Annotated in this window: 11 protein-coding genes and 2 tRNA genes; 2 read left to right on the forward strand and 11 right to left on the reverse strand. The window is 69.8% G+C overall.

The window, feature by feature from the left end; all coding sequences use genetic code 11:
* Positions 1-41: 41 nt before the first annotated feature.
* The 6 genes from ACFSKW_RS14840 to ACFSKW_RS14865 all read right to left on the reverse strand — a co-directional run bounded on the left by ACFSKW_RS14840 (position 42) and on the right by ACFSKW_RS14865 (position 6,276).
* Positions 42-896, reverse strand: a complete 855-nt coding sequence (locus tag ACFSKW_RS14840) for an ABC transporter permease subunit (RefSeq protein ID WP_379572806.1) — start codon at positions 894-896, stop codon at positions 42-44.
* Positions 893-1,930 (reverse strand): ABC transporter ATP-binding protein, encoded by a 1,038-nt coding sequence (locus ACFSKW_RS14845; RefSeq protein ID WP_379573037.1) that lies wholly within the window; start codon positions 1,928-1,930, stop codon positions 893-895. Before ACFSKW_RS14845 ends, ACFSKW_RS14840 begins: the two co-directional genes overlap by 4 nt.
* 2 nt (positions 1,931-1,932) lie before the next feature.
* Entirely contained in the window at positions 1,933-3,009 is a 1,077-nt protein-coding gene (locus ACFSKW_RS14850; RefSeq protein WP_379572807.1) for a hypothetical protein, read from the reverse strand.
* Between the two features lie 227 nt (positions 3,010-3,236).
* Positions 3,237-3,683: an SRPBCC family protein gene (locus ACFSKW_RS14855; RefSeq protein WP_379572808.1), complete on the reverse strand. Its 447-nt coding sequence runs from the start codon at positions 3,681-3,683 to the stop codon at positions 3,237-3,239.
* The gene (locus tag ACFSKW_RS14860; RefSeq protein ID WP_379572809.1) at positions 3,680-5,011 is read right to left on the reverse strand and encodes a carotenoid oxygenase family protein; all 1,332 of its coding nucleotides are present in this window, start codon (positions 5,009-5,011) and stop codon (positions 3,680-3,682) included. Before ACFSKW_RS14860 ends, ACFSKW_RS14855 begins: the two co-directional genes overlap by 4 nt.
* Positions 5,008-6,276: an MFS transporter gene (locus tag ACFSKW_RS14865; RefSeq protein ID WP_379572810.1), complete on the reverse strand. Its 1,269-nt coding sequence runs from the start codon at positions 6,274-6,276 to the stop codon at positions 5,008-5,010. Before ACFSKW_RS14865 ends, ACFSKW_RS14860 begins: the two co-directional genes overlap by 4 nt.
* A gap of 85 nt (positions 6,277-6,361) precedes the next feature.
* Between ACFSKW_RS14865 and ACFSKW_RS14870 the strand changes: the two genes are divergently transcribed.
* Both ACFSKW_RS14870 and ACFSKW_RS14875 read left to right on the forward strand, forming a co-directional pair.
* The gene (locus ACFSKW_RS14870) at positions 6,362-8,974 is read left to right on the forward strand and encodes a helix-turn-helix transcriptional regulator (protein WP_379572811.1); all 2,613 of its coding nucleotides are present in this window, start codon (positions 6,362-6,364) and stop codon (positions 8,972-8,974) included.
* Positions 8,975-9,024: 50 nt separating this feature from the next.
* Positions 9,025-9,213, forward strand: coding sequence for a hypothetical protein (locus ACFSKW_RS14875; protein WP_379572812.1), 189 nt, complete (start codon positions 9,025-9,027; stop codon positions 9,211-9,213).
* Positions 9,214-9,298: 85 nt separating this feature from the next.
* Here ACFSKW_RS14875 and ACFSKW_RS14880 read toward each other — a convergent pair.
* The 5 genes from ACFSKW_RS14880 to gyrA all read right to left on the reverse strand — a co-directional run bounded on the left by ACFSKW_RS14880 (position 9,299) and on the right by gyrA (position 14,306).
* Positions 9,299-9,398: transfer RNA gene (locus tag ACFSKW_RS14880), tRNA-OTHER, on the reverse strand.
* 118 nt (positions 9,399-9,516) lie between these two features.
* A complete protein-coding gene (locus ACFSKW_RS14885) occupies positions 9,517-10,521 on the reverse strand; it encodes a nucleoside/nucleotide kinase family protein (protein WP_379572813.1) in 1,005 nt (334 codons plus the stop codon).
* Positions 10,522-11,009: 488 nt separating this feature from the next.
* A tRNA-Ile gene (locus ACFSKW_RS14890) sits at positions 11,010-11,083 on the reverse strand.
* A 115-nt stretch (positions 11,084-11,198) separates the two neighbouring features.
* Positions 11,199-11,801 carry a DUF3566 domain-containing protein gene (locus ACFSKW_RS14895; RefSeq protein ID WP_379572814.1) on the reverse strand — a complete coding sequence of 201 codons (603 nt, stop codon included), beginning with the start codon at positions 11,799-11,801 and terminating at the stop codon, positions 11,199-11,201.
* 3 nt (positions 11,802-11,804) lie between these two features.
* Entirely contained in the window at positions 11,805-14,306 is a 2,502-nt protein-coding gene (gene gyrA, locus ACFSKW_RS14900) for a DNA gyrase subunit A (RefSeq protein ID WP_379572815.1), read from the reverse strand.
* Between the last annotated feature and the right edge of the window lie 13 nt (positions 14,307-14,319).

Genomic DNA, 14,319 nt, shown 5'->3' on the forward strand with positions numbered 1-14,319 from the left:
CCCGCGACGTCAGCCTGCCGAACGCGGCGGGGTCGAAGCGGTCACAGGTCCTTACGCTGGAAGGACAGCGCCGCCAGCCCCCAGACCATCACCACCCACGCAGCGGCCCACACGAGGTAGGCGACCGTCAGCGGCGCCCTGCTCAGGAAAGGAGAGCCGTCGAACGCCGCGCCGAGCCGCGCCAGCGCGACCGGATCCTGGAATGCGTGCATGGCCCCACGCCACAGGCCGTCGGTGGGCAGGAGCATCCGCGAGACGGTGCCGACGCGCGCGACACCATCGTTGCCGAGAGCCTCGCCGATGCCGCCCACCACACCGGCGACCCAGGTGGCGCCGAAGAGGCCCACCGCGACCACGCCCGACGCCATCGGCGAGATGACGGTCGACAGCAGCAGGCCGAGGGTGAGCAGCACGGTCGTCTGCGCCGCGAGCAGCGCGAGGGCGACCGCCGGCTGCGGTGGCCAGTAGCCCACCGTCCACCAGACGATGAGGCACTGAGCCAGCCCGGCGAGAACGACGAAGCCGCTGCCGAACACCACCAGCCCCAGCCACTTGCCCAGCAGGACCGCCGATCGACGGACCGGCCGGGCCAGCACTGCCAGCGCGATGCCCGACTCCGTCTCGCCGGACAGCGTGGGGCCGGCAAGGAAGGCGGTACCCAACGCCGCGATCAGGCTGAAGCCGAACATCACGAGGTTGAGCAGCTGGGAGGCCGCCATCCGGGCCTCGCCGCTGGTGAGCGTGCCGTAGCTGGACTCGGCCGCCAGGCGGGAGAACCCCCAGCCGCTCAGCAGGAGCAGCGCGACGGTGAGTACGGCGAGGGCCAGCAGCACGCGCCGGCGCGACGCCTCGCGCAGGGTGAGCACGGCCATCGACACGACCGTCCGTATGGTCATCGTTCGCCTCCGTGGCCTGCCCGCAGGATGCCGAGCAGGCGCTCCTCCAGGCTGATGCGTCCGGGTTCGACCGCGTGCACCCGAGCACCCAGGGTGACCAGGTCGCGCACCAGGTCGGGAACGGCCGTTCCGTCGTCGTCGGCCGGCAGCGCCACGGTGAACCAGTCGTCGGCCTTCTCGACGTCCCCTGTCGCCGCCAGCCGCGCCTGCGCCGCAGGGGACAGGTCGGTCAGCCGCAGCCGGAGCTCGCGCCGGCCGAGCAGCTCGGCAAGGGTCCCCGATGCGGCGACCCGTCCCCTGTCGAGGATGACCACCCGGTCGCAGACTCGCTCGACCTCGCCGATCAGGTGCGAGTTGAGCAGCACCGCGACGCCCCGCGACCGCAGTGCCAGGACGATGTCGCGCACGTCGACGCGGCCCAGCGGATCCAGCGCGCTGGTCGGTTCGTCCAGGACCACGAACTCCGGCCGGGCCACCAGGGCCACCGCCAGACCGAGCCGCTGCTGCATGCCCTTCGAGAAGCCGCCCACGCGATCGCCTGCGCGGTCGGCCAAGCCCACGAGGGACAGGCAGTCGCGCTGCTCCTGCGCGGGCACGCCGACCCCTGCCAGACGGACGTGAAGGGCCAGGACCTCGGCCGCGCTGAGCCACGGCTGATACCGGAAGAGCTCCGGCAGGTAGCCGACGCGGGCACGCGCGGCCGGATCGGCTGCGGGCCTCCCGAGGAGCAGCACCTCTCCCGCGTCGGGGCGGACCAGGCCGAGGAGCATCTTGATCACCGTGGTCTTGCCGGCCCCGTTCGGGCCGAGCAGCCCGACCACCTCGCCGCGGCCCACCTCCAGGGACACATCGGCGACCGCCGGGCGCCGGCCGTACCGCTTGCGCAGCCCCGAGCACCACACGGCGGGTGCCGGCGGCAGGCCGGCGATCAGGCGCGCCGCCGCGAGCAGCGCGTCGGCGTCGGCGGGATCGGCGGGATCGGCGGGATCGGCGGGGTCGGCGGGGTCGGCGGGGTCGGCGGGGTCGGCGGCCATGGTCACCCCAGGTCCCGGGCGATCGACAGGACCTCGTCCGCGTCCAGTGTGCCGGCCACGGCGGTCACCACGCCGTCGTCCACCCACACGACGGCCGCCATCGCCCGGTCACGCGTAGCCAGCACCGTGGCAGGCACTCCGTCCACCTGGGCCGACGACGTGGTGACCTGGTCGGCGGGCACGGGCAGCGGCAGGGTCGAGCCGTCGCCGCCGAACGTGCGCAGCCGGGCCGCGACGTCCTCGGGCAGGCCGGAGATCGACAGCAGGTAGTCCCGCACGGTCTCGAACGGGACTCCGGAGGAGTACGCCGACGGCGCGACGGCGCGACCGACGACGAGGGCAGGAGCCCCGGCCGAGGAGGACCAGACCTGGGCCACGCCAGGGCCGGCGACGAGCCGTACCTGACTCCCGTCCAGACCCTGTGGGGCAGGCGGCAGCGTCTTCCCCGCCTCTGCGGCGGCGCGAGCGGCGCGATCCGCCGAGAAGGTGAACGTGGCGTTCACCTTGCCGCCCACCTGGTAAACCGGCTCGCCGGTGACGCCGCGGGGCAGGGCGGCCACCTTCGGCACGGCGAGACCGGTCTCCCCTGCCGCGGCCGCCGTGTCAGGGACCTGGTGCACCTCGCCGTCGCCGGCCACCACGACGTCGCCGTATGCGCTCAGGTCGGGCAGGGCGATGAGATCGGCGGCGCTGAGGCCGACCGGAGCGACCTGCTCGGTCTGGAAGATCTGCAGCCAGTCGTTGGCGGCGGCGGTGCCGGCTCCGCTCAGGGCGAGGGCGACGGCGACGGCCGCGGTGACGGGACTGCGCAGGGCTCCACGGAGTCGACCGGCACGGCGGGTCGCCCGCCCCGGTCCCGTGGCGGGCCCAGCCGTCGGCAGGCGCCGCCGCGCGGCGGCGTCGCGGTCCGCGCCGTCTCCGGTTGCCGGCACCGCGTCGACAGGGGCGAGGTTCTCGCGCATGGCGGCCACCCCGCCGAGGCACTGCGGGCAGCCGGCGACGTGCCGGCGGTCGGCGTCGGCCACGCCGGCCGGCTCGTCGAACAGCCGGCGCAGCACACCTTCAGTCGGATGACGCATGACGTTCAGCTCCTTGCGAAGGCGGATTCCGCTCGGTCACGGCGTCATCAAAGCAGACGCGTATGCGAATGCCGCGCAGCTGATGTGAGGATCTGGTGCAGAGTTCGTTCCTCGAGCCCGGCGCCCAGGAAGCGCGATATGGACGACGAGTCGAGTTCCCGCCGGCCTGGCCGCCGCGGCTGACACCGAGCCCCGTCCGCGCGAGGAGCGGCGCCCGGACAGAGGGCTCAGCGGGCTCCGTTCTCGGCTGTCTGCTTGAGGTGTGCGAGCCAGGCGGTGAGCGACGCCTCGAGGGCCGCCCGCATGCCGTCCCGGTCAGCGTGGACCGGCTCGCCGTCCCACGATTCAGCGGTCTGGACGTAGGTGCGCCCGTCCCGTTCCGTGAAGGTCCACTCGTGGATACCCGTGATGCCGTGTGCGGGCCCGCCCCACAGGATGCGGCGCCCCGGCTCGATCGTGTAGACGGTGGAGTCGATGTCCAGGCCGAAGGTGCTCCAGTGGAACACCGAGCCCTCGGCGAGCGGGCCGTCGGCGGAGGCGGTGGTGATGTCGGTCTGCCACGACGGCCAGGCGGGCACGTCGGTGTGCAGGTCCCAGACCCGTGACAGGGGCGCGTCGATGACGGTTTCGAGTCGGACGACGACGGCGGCTGCGGTGTCGATGGTGATGATCACTTCTGGTCCTCGATCCAGTGGCCGTGGATGCCGGCGGGCACCCTGCGGGGGAGTTCGACGGTGGCGACGGTGGCGAGGTCTCCCGCGTCCAGGACGAGGAGCTGGGAGGCCTCCGCCTTGAGGTCGCTGACGACGGTGAGCAGGTAGCCGTCGTCCTCGTTGGTCCCGCCCTCCGCGGGGACGAAGACGGCCTCGCCCGGCATACGGCCTGGTCCGTGGCTGAGCAGCTGCTGCCGGCCGGTGACGGTGTCGAACTTGACGGTGGAGTAGCCGTCCAGGCCCGCGCCGGGGAAGGCGATGGCGTAGCTGTAGCGGTTGAAGGCGCCGGTGTGGGCGTCGTTGATGGAGGGGAACTCGGTGGGCAGGTCGTCGAGCGACTCCTCGGTCGCCTTCCCGGTGGCCGGGTCCAGGATCCAGCGGTGGAAGGTGGATCCGGCGTCGGGGCTGACGCCGTAGCCTGGGGCGCCGATCCACCACTTCCAGGAGGTCTCCCAGGAGGAGCGGTCGAAGCGGGGCCCTTCGAGCACCACGCGGCCCTGCGTGTCGACGTAGGAGTTGGTGACGTGCAGGATGGCTCCCTGCTCGACTTCGAACCACGTGATCGTGGCGGCGCCCGTGCGGGGCATGACGCCGATGCGCAGCGGCACGTCGTCGTGCCACTTGTACGGGATGCCTGAGTGCTCGGAGTGGTCGAAGACGACCGGCGAGTTGATGAAGACCGCGTGGTCGCGGGTGATGGCGAAGTCGTGCATGAGCGAGGGCCCGGAGCCGTCGATCACGGTGGTGCGGACGATCTGGCCTGAGGCGTCGGCGACGTGGTAGGTCAGGTAGGGCGGGAAGGGGCTGTAGGAGAAGAAGTGCAGCTCGCCCGTGACCGGGTCCTCCTTGGGGTGAGCGGTCATCGAGCTGGTGAGCTTGCCGCCGAAGTCGTAGACGCCGACGGTGTCGAGCTCGGCGGTCACCTCCCAGGGCAGGTTGGCCTCCTGCAGCGCCAGGTAGCGACCGCCGTGGAAGATGATGTTGGTGGCGGCGGCGGAGACCTCCAGCTCGGTGCCGGTGAACGGCACGCCGTCCAGGAACGGGGTCTTCACCCACCGGTTGCGGTACCACTCGGCCCGCCCGTCGGCCAGCCGTACGCCGTGCAGCATGCCCTCGCCGCGGAACCAGTGGCTGGGGGTGACGCCGGGCTTGGGGTTGTGGCCGTTGCGGAAGTAGCGGCCGTTGAGCTCGGGCGGCAGGGTGCCGTGCACGGTCAGCTCGCGGGCGGTGATCTCGTCGGTGACCGGGGTGAAGTGGCCGGTCAGGTACGGCTTGGGCAGGTCTTTCATGACCGTGTCGCCTTTCCGAGAAGGAGGAGGGTGATGACGGCGCAGGCCAGGAAGGCCGCGCCGGACGAGGGAAGAAGGGTCAGGAAGGCCAGGCCGACGGCACCACCGATCTGGCGGGTGGCGTTGAGCAGCCCGCCGGCCAGGCCGCTGTCGGCGGCGGGCACGCCCGCCGAGGCGAGCGAGGTGAGCCGGACGAAGGCCACTCCGAGCCCGGCGCCGATCAGCAGCGAAGGGCCGAGCAGGTCCACGAGGAAGGTGCCGTCCGCGGGGGTGCGGGCCAGCCAGGCCAGCCCGGCCGCCAGCAGCGCCAGGCCGCTGGGCAGTACGGCACGACCGTGCAGCCGAGGTGTCGCCCAGGACGCCAGCGTGATCATGAGGGCGAGCGGCAGCTGGGCGACTCCCGCTTCGAGCGGCGTGTAGCCGAGTTCGCGCTGCTGGTAGAGGGGCAGGTAGTAGAACAGGCCGAGCCAGACCGCGCCGAGCAGCGCCATGAGCACGTTCGCCCGGGCCACGATCCGCATGCGCGAGGGCAGCAGCGGGTCCTGCGAGCGCCGCTGCAGCAGCACGAACACGCCCAGCAGGACCAGGCCCGCGATGACGAACGGCCAGCGTCCGGACAGGCCGTAGGTCAGGGCCACCAGCCCGCCGGTGACCGTCACCGCGCCGGGCAGGTCCAGCCGGCCGCCCCGTGGCGGGGAGGGCTGGACCATGAGCCGGGTGGCCGCCAGCACGGCCAGCGCGACGGGAACCATCACGAAGAAGACCGAACGCCAGCCGTACAGGCCCGTGAGCAGTCCGCCGAGCAGAACGCCCGCCGCGCCTCCCGCGCCGGAGACCGCGCCCCACACGCCGAGTGCGGTGCCCCGGTCAGCGCCCTGGTACAGGGTCAGCACCAGCGCCAGCGCGGTGGGCGCCAGCAGTGCGGCGCCCACGCCCTGCGCCGCCCTGGCCGCGATCAGTGTCACGGCGTCCGGCGCGATCGCGGCGCCCAGCGATGACAGCGCGAACAGGCCGGTGCCGATCAGGAAGACGCGGCGCAGGCCGTACACGTCGCCGGACCGCCCGCCGAGGAGCAGCAGCGCGCCGAAGACCAGCACGTAGGCGTTGATCACCCAGGCCAGACCGGCGGCCGACAGGCCGAGACCGCTGCGGATCTCGGGGAGGGCGACGTTCACGATCGAGGTGCTCAGCACGACGAGGAACTGGGCCGTGGCCAGGACGCCCAGTGGCGTCCAGCTGGTCCGAGTGACGTGTGCGCTGCTCATGGCTCGACACTGGCAGCGGTGGCCGGACGTTCGCGTCGGTAGTTTTCGCCTATATGACTGCCTATGCGGAATGATCGGGGCACCTATGGAGACGTTGGTCGGCCGGGAGGCCGAGACAGAACGGATGGACGCCCTCGTAGAGGCCGCCAGGCAGGGCCGCGGCGGTGCGCTGGCACTGTGCGGGGAGCCCGGCATAGGCAAGAGCGCGCTGCTGCGCCGGCTCGCCGAGAGCGCGTCCGGCTTCCTGGTCATCCAAGCGTCGGGCGCGGAGTTCGAGACCGAGCTGCCCTTCGCCGCACTGCACCAACTCTGCGTGTCGCTACTCGAGCACCTGGACGAGCTGCCGCCGCCGCACCGCAGGGCCCTGGAGATCGCTTTCGGCCTGGCCACCGGCGCCCTCGATCCCTTCATGGTCGGGGTCGGGACCCTGGGCCTGCTGGCCGAGGCCGCGCGGAAACGCCCTCTGCTCTGCTTGATCGACGACGCGCATTGGCTGGACGACGCATCGGCCAAGGCGCTGGCCTTCGTGTCGCGCAGGATCGCCGATGAGCCGGTGGCCGTGGTGTTCGCCACCAGGGAGCCGGGATTCGGCACCTTGCCGGGCCTGAACCTCGGTGGTCTGCGCGAGAGCGAGGCCAGGGCGCTGTTGGCCGGGGCTGTCCGGGCGCCGCTGGACGAGCGGGTCCGCGACCGCATCCTGGCCGAGTCGAGGGGGAACCCTCTCGCGTTGCTGGAGCTGCCCAGGAGCGCGGGCCTGGCAGGGATGGCGGGCGGATTCGACCTGCCCGCTCCCAGCGTGGTCGAGCAGAGTTTCCGGGTACGGCTGGCGCAGCTGCCGCCGCAGGCCAGGCTGCTGCTGACGGTCGCCGCAGCCGATCCGGTCGGTGACCCAGGACTCCTGTGGCGGGCGGCCGAGCTGCTGGGCATCGAGCACGCATCGGCCGCAGAGGCGGCAGAGCTGGTGGACTTCGGCGCCAGGATCCGCTTCAGCCACCCACTCGCCCGATCGGCCGCCTACACGGCCGCCCCTCCTGAGGAGCGCAGGCGAGCCCACGCGGCGCTCGCCGAGGCGACCGACGCGGTGGCCGACCCCGATCGGCAGGCCTGGCACCGTGCCCATGCCGCCGTCGGCCCCGACGAGGAGGTGGCCGCAGCGCTGGAGCGGTCGGCGGCCAGGGCGCAGGCCCGAGGCGGGGTGGCGGCCGCCGCCGCCTTCTTGGAACGGGCCGCGGCGCTCACCCCCGGCTCGGGCCCGCGGATCGAGCGGGTGCTCGCCGCCGCTGAGGCCAAGCTCTCGGCGGGCGTGTTCGACATCGCGGCTGAGCTGCTCACCACCGCGGGGACGGCCTCACCCGACCGTGCCCAGCAGGCCAGGATCGACCTGCTGCGGGGCAGGCTCTCCTTCGTCCGCCACCGCGGCGACGAGCGGCCGACCGCCTACCTGCTGCGGGCCGCCGACCGGCTGGCGGACACCGACCCGGCCTGGTCCAGGGAGTGCTACCTGGACGCGATGGAGATCGGCGTCCTCATCGGCGACCTCGACCCCGTGGTGCAGGCGGCCAGAACCGCCGGCTCCAAGGACCCGGTGCTGGAGTGCATGATCAGGTTGACCACACAGGGCCATCGGGCAGCGGCCGACCTGCTGCGACCCATCCTCGCGGACGAAGCCGGGTGGAGCAGTCGCCCCTCGCTCGGCTTCATGCTGGCGGCCGAGCTGTGGACCTACGGCGCCCTGCGCGGCATCGCCGAGCGCGTCACCGCGGCCGGCCGCGAGTCAGGCTCCTTCCACATGCTCCCCATCGGACTGGCCATGCAGGCCACAGCCGCCGCCCACGCGGGCGAGTTCGGCGCCGCCATGGAGATGATCTCCGAGGAGGAGGCCATCGCCGAGGCGACGGGCGCGGCTCCGCTGGTCTACCCGCGCATCCACCTGGCCGCGCTGCGTGGACGCCGCGCGGAGGCCTTCGAGCTGTTCGCCAACGTGGATTCGCGGATGACGCTCAGCGTCCAGTGGGCGGCGGCCGTCCTCCACAACGGCCTGGGCAACTATCAGGCCGCTCTGGAGGCCGCGCGGACCGCCGTCGCGCACGAACACCTCGGCATGTCCGGGCTGGCCCTGCCGGAGCTGGCGGAGGCCGCCGTGCGCTGCGGCAAACCGGACGTCGCCGAGAGCGCCATGGCCGACCTCCGCGAACGTACGCAGGCGGGCGGGGACGCCTGGGGGCTGGGCGTGGCAGCGTACGCGCGGGCGCTGGTCACCGGCGACGAGGAGGCCTACCGCGAGGCCATCGATCACCTCGACGGTAGCCGGGTGGCGATCTACCGGGCCCGCGCGCACCTGCTGTACGGGGAGTGGCTGCGCCGGCAGGGACGACGGCGTGAGGCCCGCGAGCGGTTGCGTGTCGCGCACGAGGCGTTGACGGACATCGGGGCCGAGGCCTTCGCCGAGCGTGCCGCGGGCGAGTTGCGCGCCACCGGCGAACACGCCCGCAGCCGCTCCTCGCAGACCGCCGAGCGGCTCACCATGCAGGAGGTGCACATCGCACGGCTGGTCGCCGACGGGGCCACCTCCAAGGAGGTCGCGGCCACGTTGTTCCTCAGCCCGAGAACCGTCGACGCCCACCTGCGGAACATCTTCCGCAAGCTCGGGCTCACGTCGCGTAAGCAATTGCGCGACCTGCCCGACATCCGGGGATAGGTAGCTTTCGCCGACGCGACCGACGTGGCTCTGACGCGAACGTATGAGCCATGACGATCAAAGACATCACCGAAGAGATCACCACCGAAACGCCTGCCAAGAAGAAGAGCAAGGCGAAGAAGCGCGCGGCCAAGAGCCTGCTCTGGTTCGCCCTGCTCGGCACCGCCGTCCTGGTCCTGGCCGAGCCATGGCTCCTGATCCCAGCGGCCCTCCTCGCGGCGATCGCGCTCTGGGACTGACGCCCGCCGTGTTCGAGCCGCCCGAAGAACGGCCAAACGACAAAAGGCCGATCCCAAGATCTTGGGATCGGCCTCTGAACTGCGATGGTGGGGCTACCAGGACTTGAACCTGGGACCTTCCCCGTTGCTGACCTTCCTGAATGGCACGCAATGGGCACGGTCTGACCTTCTGATCCCTAGGCCTCTCGTTCAGAGCCGTCCGCCTTGCTGTTTCTCGAGGCTCTGGCCGTTCAGATCCGCACGGCCCAGTTTCCGTTCCAGCGGCTTTCTGGGCGGCTCCAAAGTCCAGCTGAGCATGCACGGTCAGTTCCCGGCCAGGAGAAACATCGCAGCCAGGTCGCTAGCCGACTCCTCGACGTCTTGAGAGCCATCGACATCCAGGACCGGCAAGTCCTGCCTGAGGGCTTGGCGTCGTACCTCTTCGTCCCAGAGCTCGTCGCGGCCCAGCCGATTCACCATCGCCTCGGTGTGGTCGCTGATTCCCCAGTTGGATCGCGCTCGGGCTGGGTCAGCGAATCGGGCCCCCAAAGCATGGCGACGAAATTCGGGCGTTGGCAGCAGAAACACGGCCTGCTCACGCCATGTCAGCAATGGCGCAACGTCCGCAGGCAGCGTACGGAAATCGTCGACCAGCACGGGTCGGTCGGTTGGCAGAGTCAGCAGGTCTTCGATGACGAGTCCGAATGTCTCGCCGTGCAGACTGGGCATGCTCTCGAAGATCTCTTTCGGCGTGCGGCCCGTCCATCTGTGTTCCAGGGGGGTTTGCAGCAGTGTGCACATGTACGGATGTCGTTGTGGGGTACACCGCTGGATGTAGCGATGCTCGGCCAGATCGCCGTCATACACGAACACGTCATAGCGTTCGGCCAAGACCCGGCTAAGAGTGCTCTTGCCTGCGCCGGTACCTCCGGCGATCCAGCGGACATGCGCAAGCCGACGGATGAGATCAGCAGAGTCATGTTGGTTCAGGCTGGTCATGTCCGGCAGTCTCGCAAGATCGAGCAGCTGGAAACAGTCTTGTTTTCGCATCCCGTGCTGGTGAAGCTTGAAGAAGACGACCGATTCGTACTGCCGTGCCAGTCCCGCGCTGTCAGCTTGGCAATTGCAGGGATTTTGGCTTGTAGAGTCGTTGACCTGCGGCTGAGGCCCGCCGTGAGTGACCTTGGTTGACCCCTCGTCACCGCCCTCAATGGCACGACCTTGGATGCGGATGAGGGCATGAACGAGCAGGTTGCGGCCGAGATCGCAGACGAGTCTGAACCCCCGCGTTTGGTACGCACCTGCGTGCACCTCGCCCGCCTGAGCCACCTACGGTCCGAGCATCCGAATCTCGATCATCCTGGAGCCGGATGGATGTGGATAAGGCCAGGACGGAAACCGCTCGTTGCCTCTCCTAGGCATCATCAGAGAAGCTCCAGAGAGCCAGCGAAGGGGGCAAGAGATCCTGCGCGAGGAGGCAGGGGAGAGCTGGACAGGCCTGGGACTCGCCTTCACCACGAAATCGGGACGGCCTGTCGAACCGCACACCCTCGCGCGACCTTTCGCCCGGATCGCCAAGGCGGCAGAGTCGCGGCCTATCCGCCTACACGACCTGAGGCCCACGGCGGCTTCACTTCTCAAGAAGCTGGGTGTCATGCAATGGAGATCGTCGGCCATTGCCGCATCTCGGTGACAACGGAGATCTACATCCGTGGCGACGGCGATAGCCGTGAGGACGCGATCAAGAGGGCGGTACGAGCGAAGTCGTTGCAGTAAAGAAGCCCCGAAGCTTGATTGCTTCGAGGCATTTTCGCAGGTGGGGCTACCAGGACTTGAACCTGGGACCTCTTCCTTATCAGGGAAGCGCTCTAACCGTCTGAGCTATAGCCCCGCGCACAAAGAACGTTATCGCATCCACCAGGTGGAGGCGAACCGGTTGTTCGTACGGGGAAAGCTTACCGTGTCCCAGGCGCTGCTCGCGCCGCGTCCAGGACACGGCAAGGAAACTACTCGGCCTCGCTGAACGTCACTTCGACGCCGCCCACCAGATCAGCGGCGATGTTGTAGATGACGGCCCCCAACGTCGACAGCGCCGTGATCAGCACCACGTTCACCGCGCCGATCAGCGCGGTGTACCCGAGGATCCTGACCGGCTCGAACCACGAGGAGATGTCGAAGCTCCCCGAGGTCTGCCCGTCGGCCTGGGTGAGCTGGTTGACCGTCTGGACGATCGAGTCGAAGACTCCGATGGCCGACAGCACGCCGTACAGGACGGCGACCGCGACGAACAGGACCACGAAGCAGACCAGAGAGACGACGAAGCTGAACTTCATCGCCGACCACGGCTCCACGCGCCGCAGCACCAGGTGCGCCTTGCGCGGCAGGCGTGAGGCCGCGGCCGCCTTCTTCTTCGGCAGTTCGACCGCCGGCGGCGGGGCCTCGGAGGTCAGCGACGGACGGATACGGACCGTCTCGTTCTGCGGCTGCTCCTCCTCGGCCTGGGTCTCGTCCTTGGTGAGGCCAAGAATTTCTGGCTCGTTAGGCTTCGCGGGCTTCTGCCCGTTCTCCCGAGACGACGTGGTCTTCGCGGGACCGCCCTGGGCGTTCATGGACTACTCTCCTCCCCCGTCTTCCTCAGCTTCCACCGAAGTCTCCATCGACTCGGCGTTCCGAGCGAGGGCCACGACGCTGTCGCCTTCGGCGAGATTCATCAGGCGAACTCCCATGGTCTGACGGCCGGACTGCTTGATCTCCACTGCACGCGTCCGGATCACTCCCCCATTGGACGTGATCGCGTAGACCTCGTCCTCCGGGTTGACCATGACGGCTCCGACCAGCTTTCCACGAGAGGTAACAATCTTCGCAGTCAGCACACCCTTGCCGCCACGTCCCTGTACCGGATATTGCTCGACAGGTGTCCGTTTCGCGTACCCGCCCTCGGTGGCGATAAGCACGTCCTCACCATCCGCCATGCGATTCATGGCGAGAAGTTCGTCACCTTCTAGGAATCTCATGCCGATGACACCGCTGGTGGCCCTGCCCATGGGGCGCAGCGCGTCGTCGGTCGCGGTGAAGCGGATGGACTGCGCGCCCTTGGAGACGAGCAGCAGGTCGTCCTCCTCGGAGACCAGCCGGGCCGCGATCACCTCGTCGTCCTCGCGCAGGTTGATCGCGATGAGGCCGCCGGTCCTGGGGGAGTCGTACTCCGACAGCCTGGTCTTCTTGACCAGGCCGGAGCGGGTGGCCAGCACCAGGTACGGCGCGACGTCGTAGTCGCGCAGGTCGAGGACCTCCATGACCGTCTCGTCCGGCTGCATCGCCAGCAGGTTGGCCAGGTGCAGGCCGCGCGCGTCGCGCCCCGACTCGGGCAGCTCGTAGGCCTTGACCCGGTAGACGCGGCCCTTGTTGGTGAAGAACAGCAGCCAGTGGTGGGTCGTGGTGACGAAGAAGTGGTCGACGATGTCGTCCTGGCGCAACTGCGCCCCTCGCACGCCCTTGCCGCCGCGCTTCTGCGCCCGGTAAAGGTCGGTCTTGGTGCGCTTGGCGTAGCCGCCGCGGGTGATCGTCACGACGATCTCGTCCTCGGCGATGAGGTCCTCGATCGACATGTCGCCGTCGTAGGCGATGATCTCGGTGCGCCGGTCGTCGCCGAACTTGGCGACGATCTCCGACAGCTCCTCGTTGATGATCTCGCGCTGGCGGGCCTGGCTGGCCAGGATCGCGTTGTACTCGGCGATCTGGGTCATCAGGTTGTCGTACTCGTCCTGGATCGCCTGGCGCTCCAGGGCGGCGAGCTTGCGCAGCTGCATGTCGAGGATGGCCTGGGCCTGGACCTCGTCGATGTCGAGCAGCGTCATCAGGCCGCCCTGCGCCTCGGCGGCCGAGGGCGACTGCCTGATCAGCGCGATGACCTCGTCCATCCGGTCGAGGGCCTTGAGCAGCCCTCGCAGGATGTGGGCCCGCTCCTCCGCCTTGCGCAGGAGGTAGCGGGTCCTGCGGACGATGACCTCGATCTGGTGCGCCACGTAATGGCGGACGAACTGGTCGAGGCGGAGCGTGCGCGGCACGCCGTCGACCAGCGCCAGCATGTTGGCGCCGAAGGTGTCCTGCAGCTGGGTGTGCTTGTAGAGGTTGTTCAGCACGACCTTGGCGACCGCGTCGCGCTTGAGCACGATCACGAGTCGCTGGCCGACGCGCGAGGACGACTCGTCGCGGACGTCGGCGATGCCGGTCAGCTTGCCCTCGCGGACCAGTTCGGCGATCTTGAGCGCCAGGTTGTCCGGGTTGACCTGGTAGGGCAGCTCGGTGACCACCAGCGACTGGCGGCCCTTGCCGTCCTCCTCCACCTCGACGACGGCCCGCATGGTGATGGAGCCGCGGCCGGTGCGGTAGGCGTCCTCGATCCCGCGACGGCCGACGATCAGCCCGCGGGTCGGGAAGTCGGGGCCCTTGACCAGGCCGATGGCCGCCTCGAGCAGCTCCTCGTCGGTGGCCTCCGGGTTCTCCAGGCACCACTTGACCGCCGAGGCGACCTCGCGCAGGTTGTGCGGCGGGATGTTGGTGGCCATGCCGACCGCGATGCCGCCGGAGCCGTTGACGAGCAGCTGCGGGATGCGCGCGGGCAGGACGTCGGGCTCCTGCGACTTGCCGTCGTAGTTGGGCCGGAAGTCGACGGTGTCCTTGTCGATGTCGCGCAGCATCTCCATGGCGATGGGCGCGAGCTTGCACTCGGTGTACCGCATCGCCGCCGCGGGGTCGTTGCCGGGCGAGCCGAAGTTGCCCTGCCCGTCGACCAGCGGGTAGCGCAGCGACCAGGGCTGCGCCAGCCGTACGAGCGCGTCGTAGATGGAGGTGTCGCCGTGCGGGTGGTAGGTGCCCATGACGTCACCGACGACGCGGGCGCACTTGAAGTAGCCGCGGTCGGGACGGTAGCCACCGTCGTACATGGCGTAGAGCACCCGGCGGTGCACGGGCTTGAGGCCGTCGCGGACGTCGGGCAGCGCACGGGACACGATGACGGACATCGCGTAGTCCATGTAGCTGCGCTGCATCTCGGACTGGATGTCCACAGGCTCGATGCGGTCAGCCGGGGGAGTGGTGTTCACTTCCGTCACAGGTGATGATCCT

The organism is Nonomuraea mangrovi (assembly GCF_042681425.1).
GTDB lineage: Bacteria > Actinomycetota > Actinomycetes > Streptosporangiales > Streptosporangiaceae > Nonomuraea > Nonomuraea mangrovi.

Coding starts and splice junctions, on each gene's coding strand:
- ACFSKW_RS14850 (WP_379572807.1), bottom strand. CDS start 3,009: ATGCGTCATCCGACTGAAGGTGTGCTGCGCCGGCTGTTCGACGAGCCG.
- ACFSKW_RS14845 (WP_379573037.1), bottom strand. CDS start 1,930: ATGGCCGCCGACCCCGCCGACCCCGCCGACCCCGCCGACCCCGCCGAT.
- ACFSKW_RS14865 (WP_379572810.1), bottom strand. CDS start 6,276: ATGAGCAGCGCACACGTCACTCGGACCAGCTGGACGCCACTGGGCGTC.
- ACFSKW_RS14870 (WP_379572811.1), top strand. CDS start 6,362: ATGGAGACGTTGGTCGGCCGGGAGGCCGAGACAGAACGGATGGACGCC.
- ACFSKW_RS14840 (WP_379572806.1), bottom strand. CDS start 896: ATGACCATACGGACGGTCGTGTCGATGGCCGTGCTCACCCTGCGCGAG.
- ACFSKW_RS14895 (WP_379572814.1), bottom strand. CDS start 11,801: ATGAACGCCCAGGGCGGTCCCGCGAAGACCACGTCGTCTCGGGAGAAC.
- ACFSKW_RS14860 (WP_379572809.1), bottom strand. CDS start 5,011: ATGAAAGACCTGCCCAAGCCGTACCTGACCGGCCACTTCACCCCGGTC.
- ACFSKW_RS14875 (WP_379572812.1), top strand. CDS start 9,025: ATGACGATCAAAGACATCACCGAAGAGATCACCACCGAAACGCCTGCC.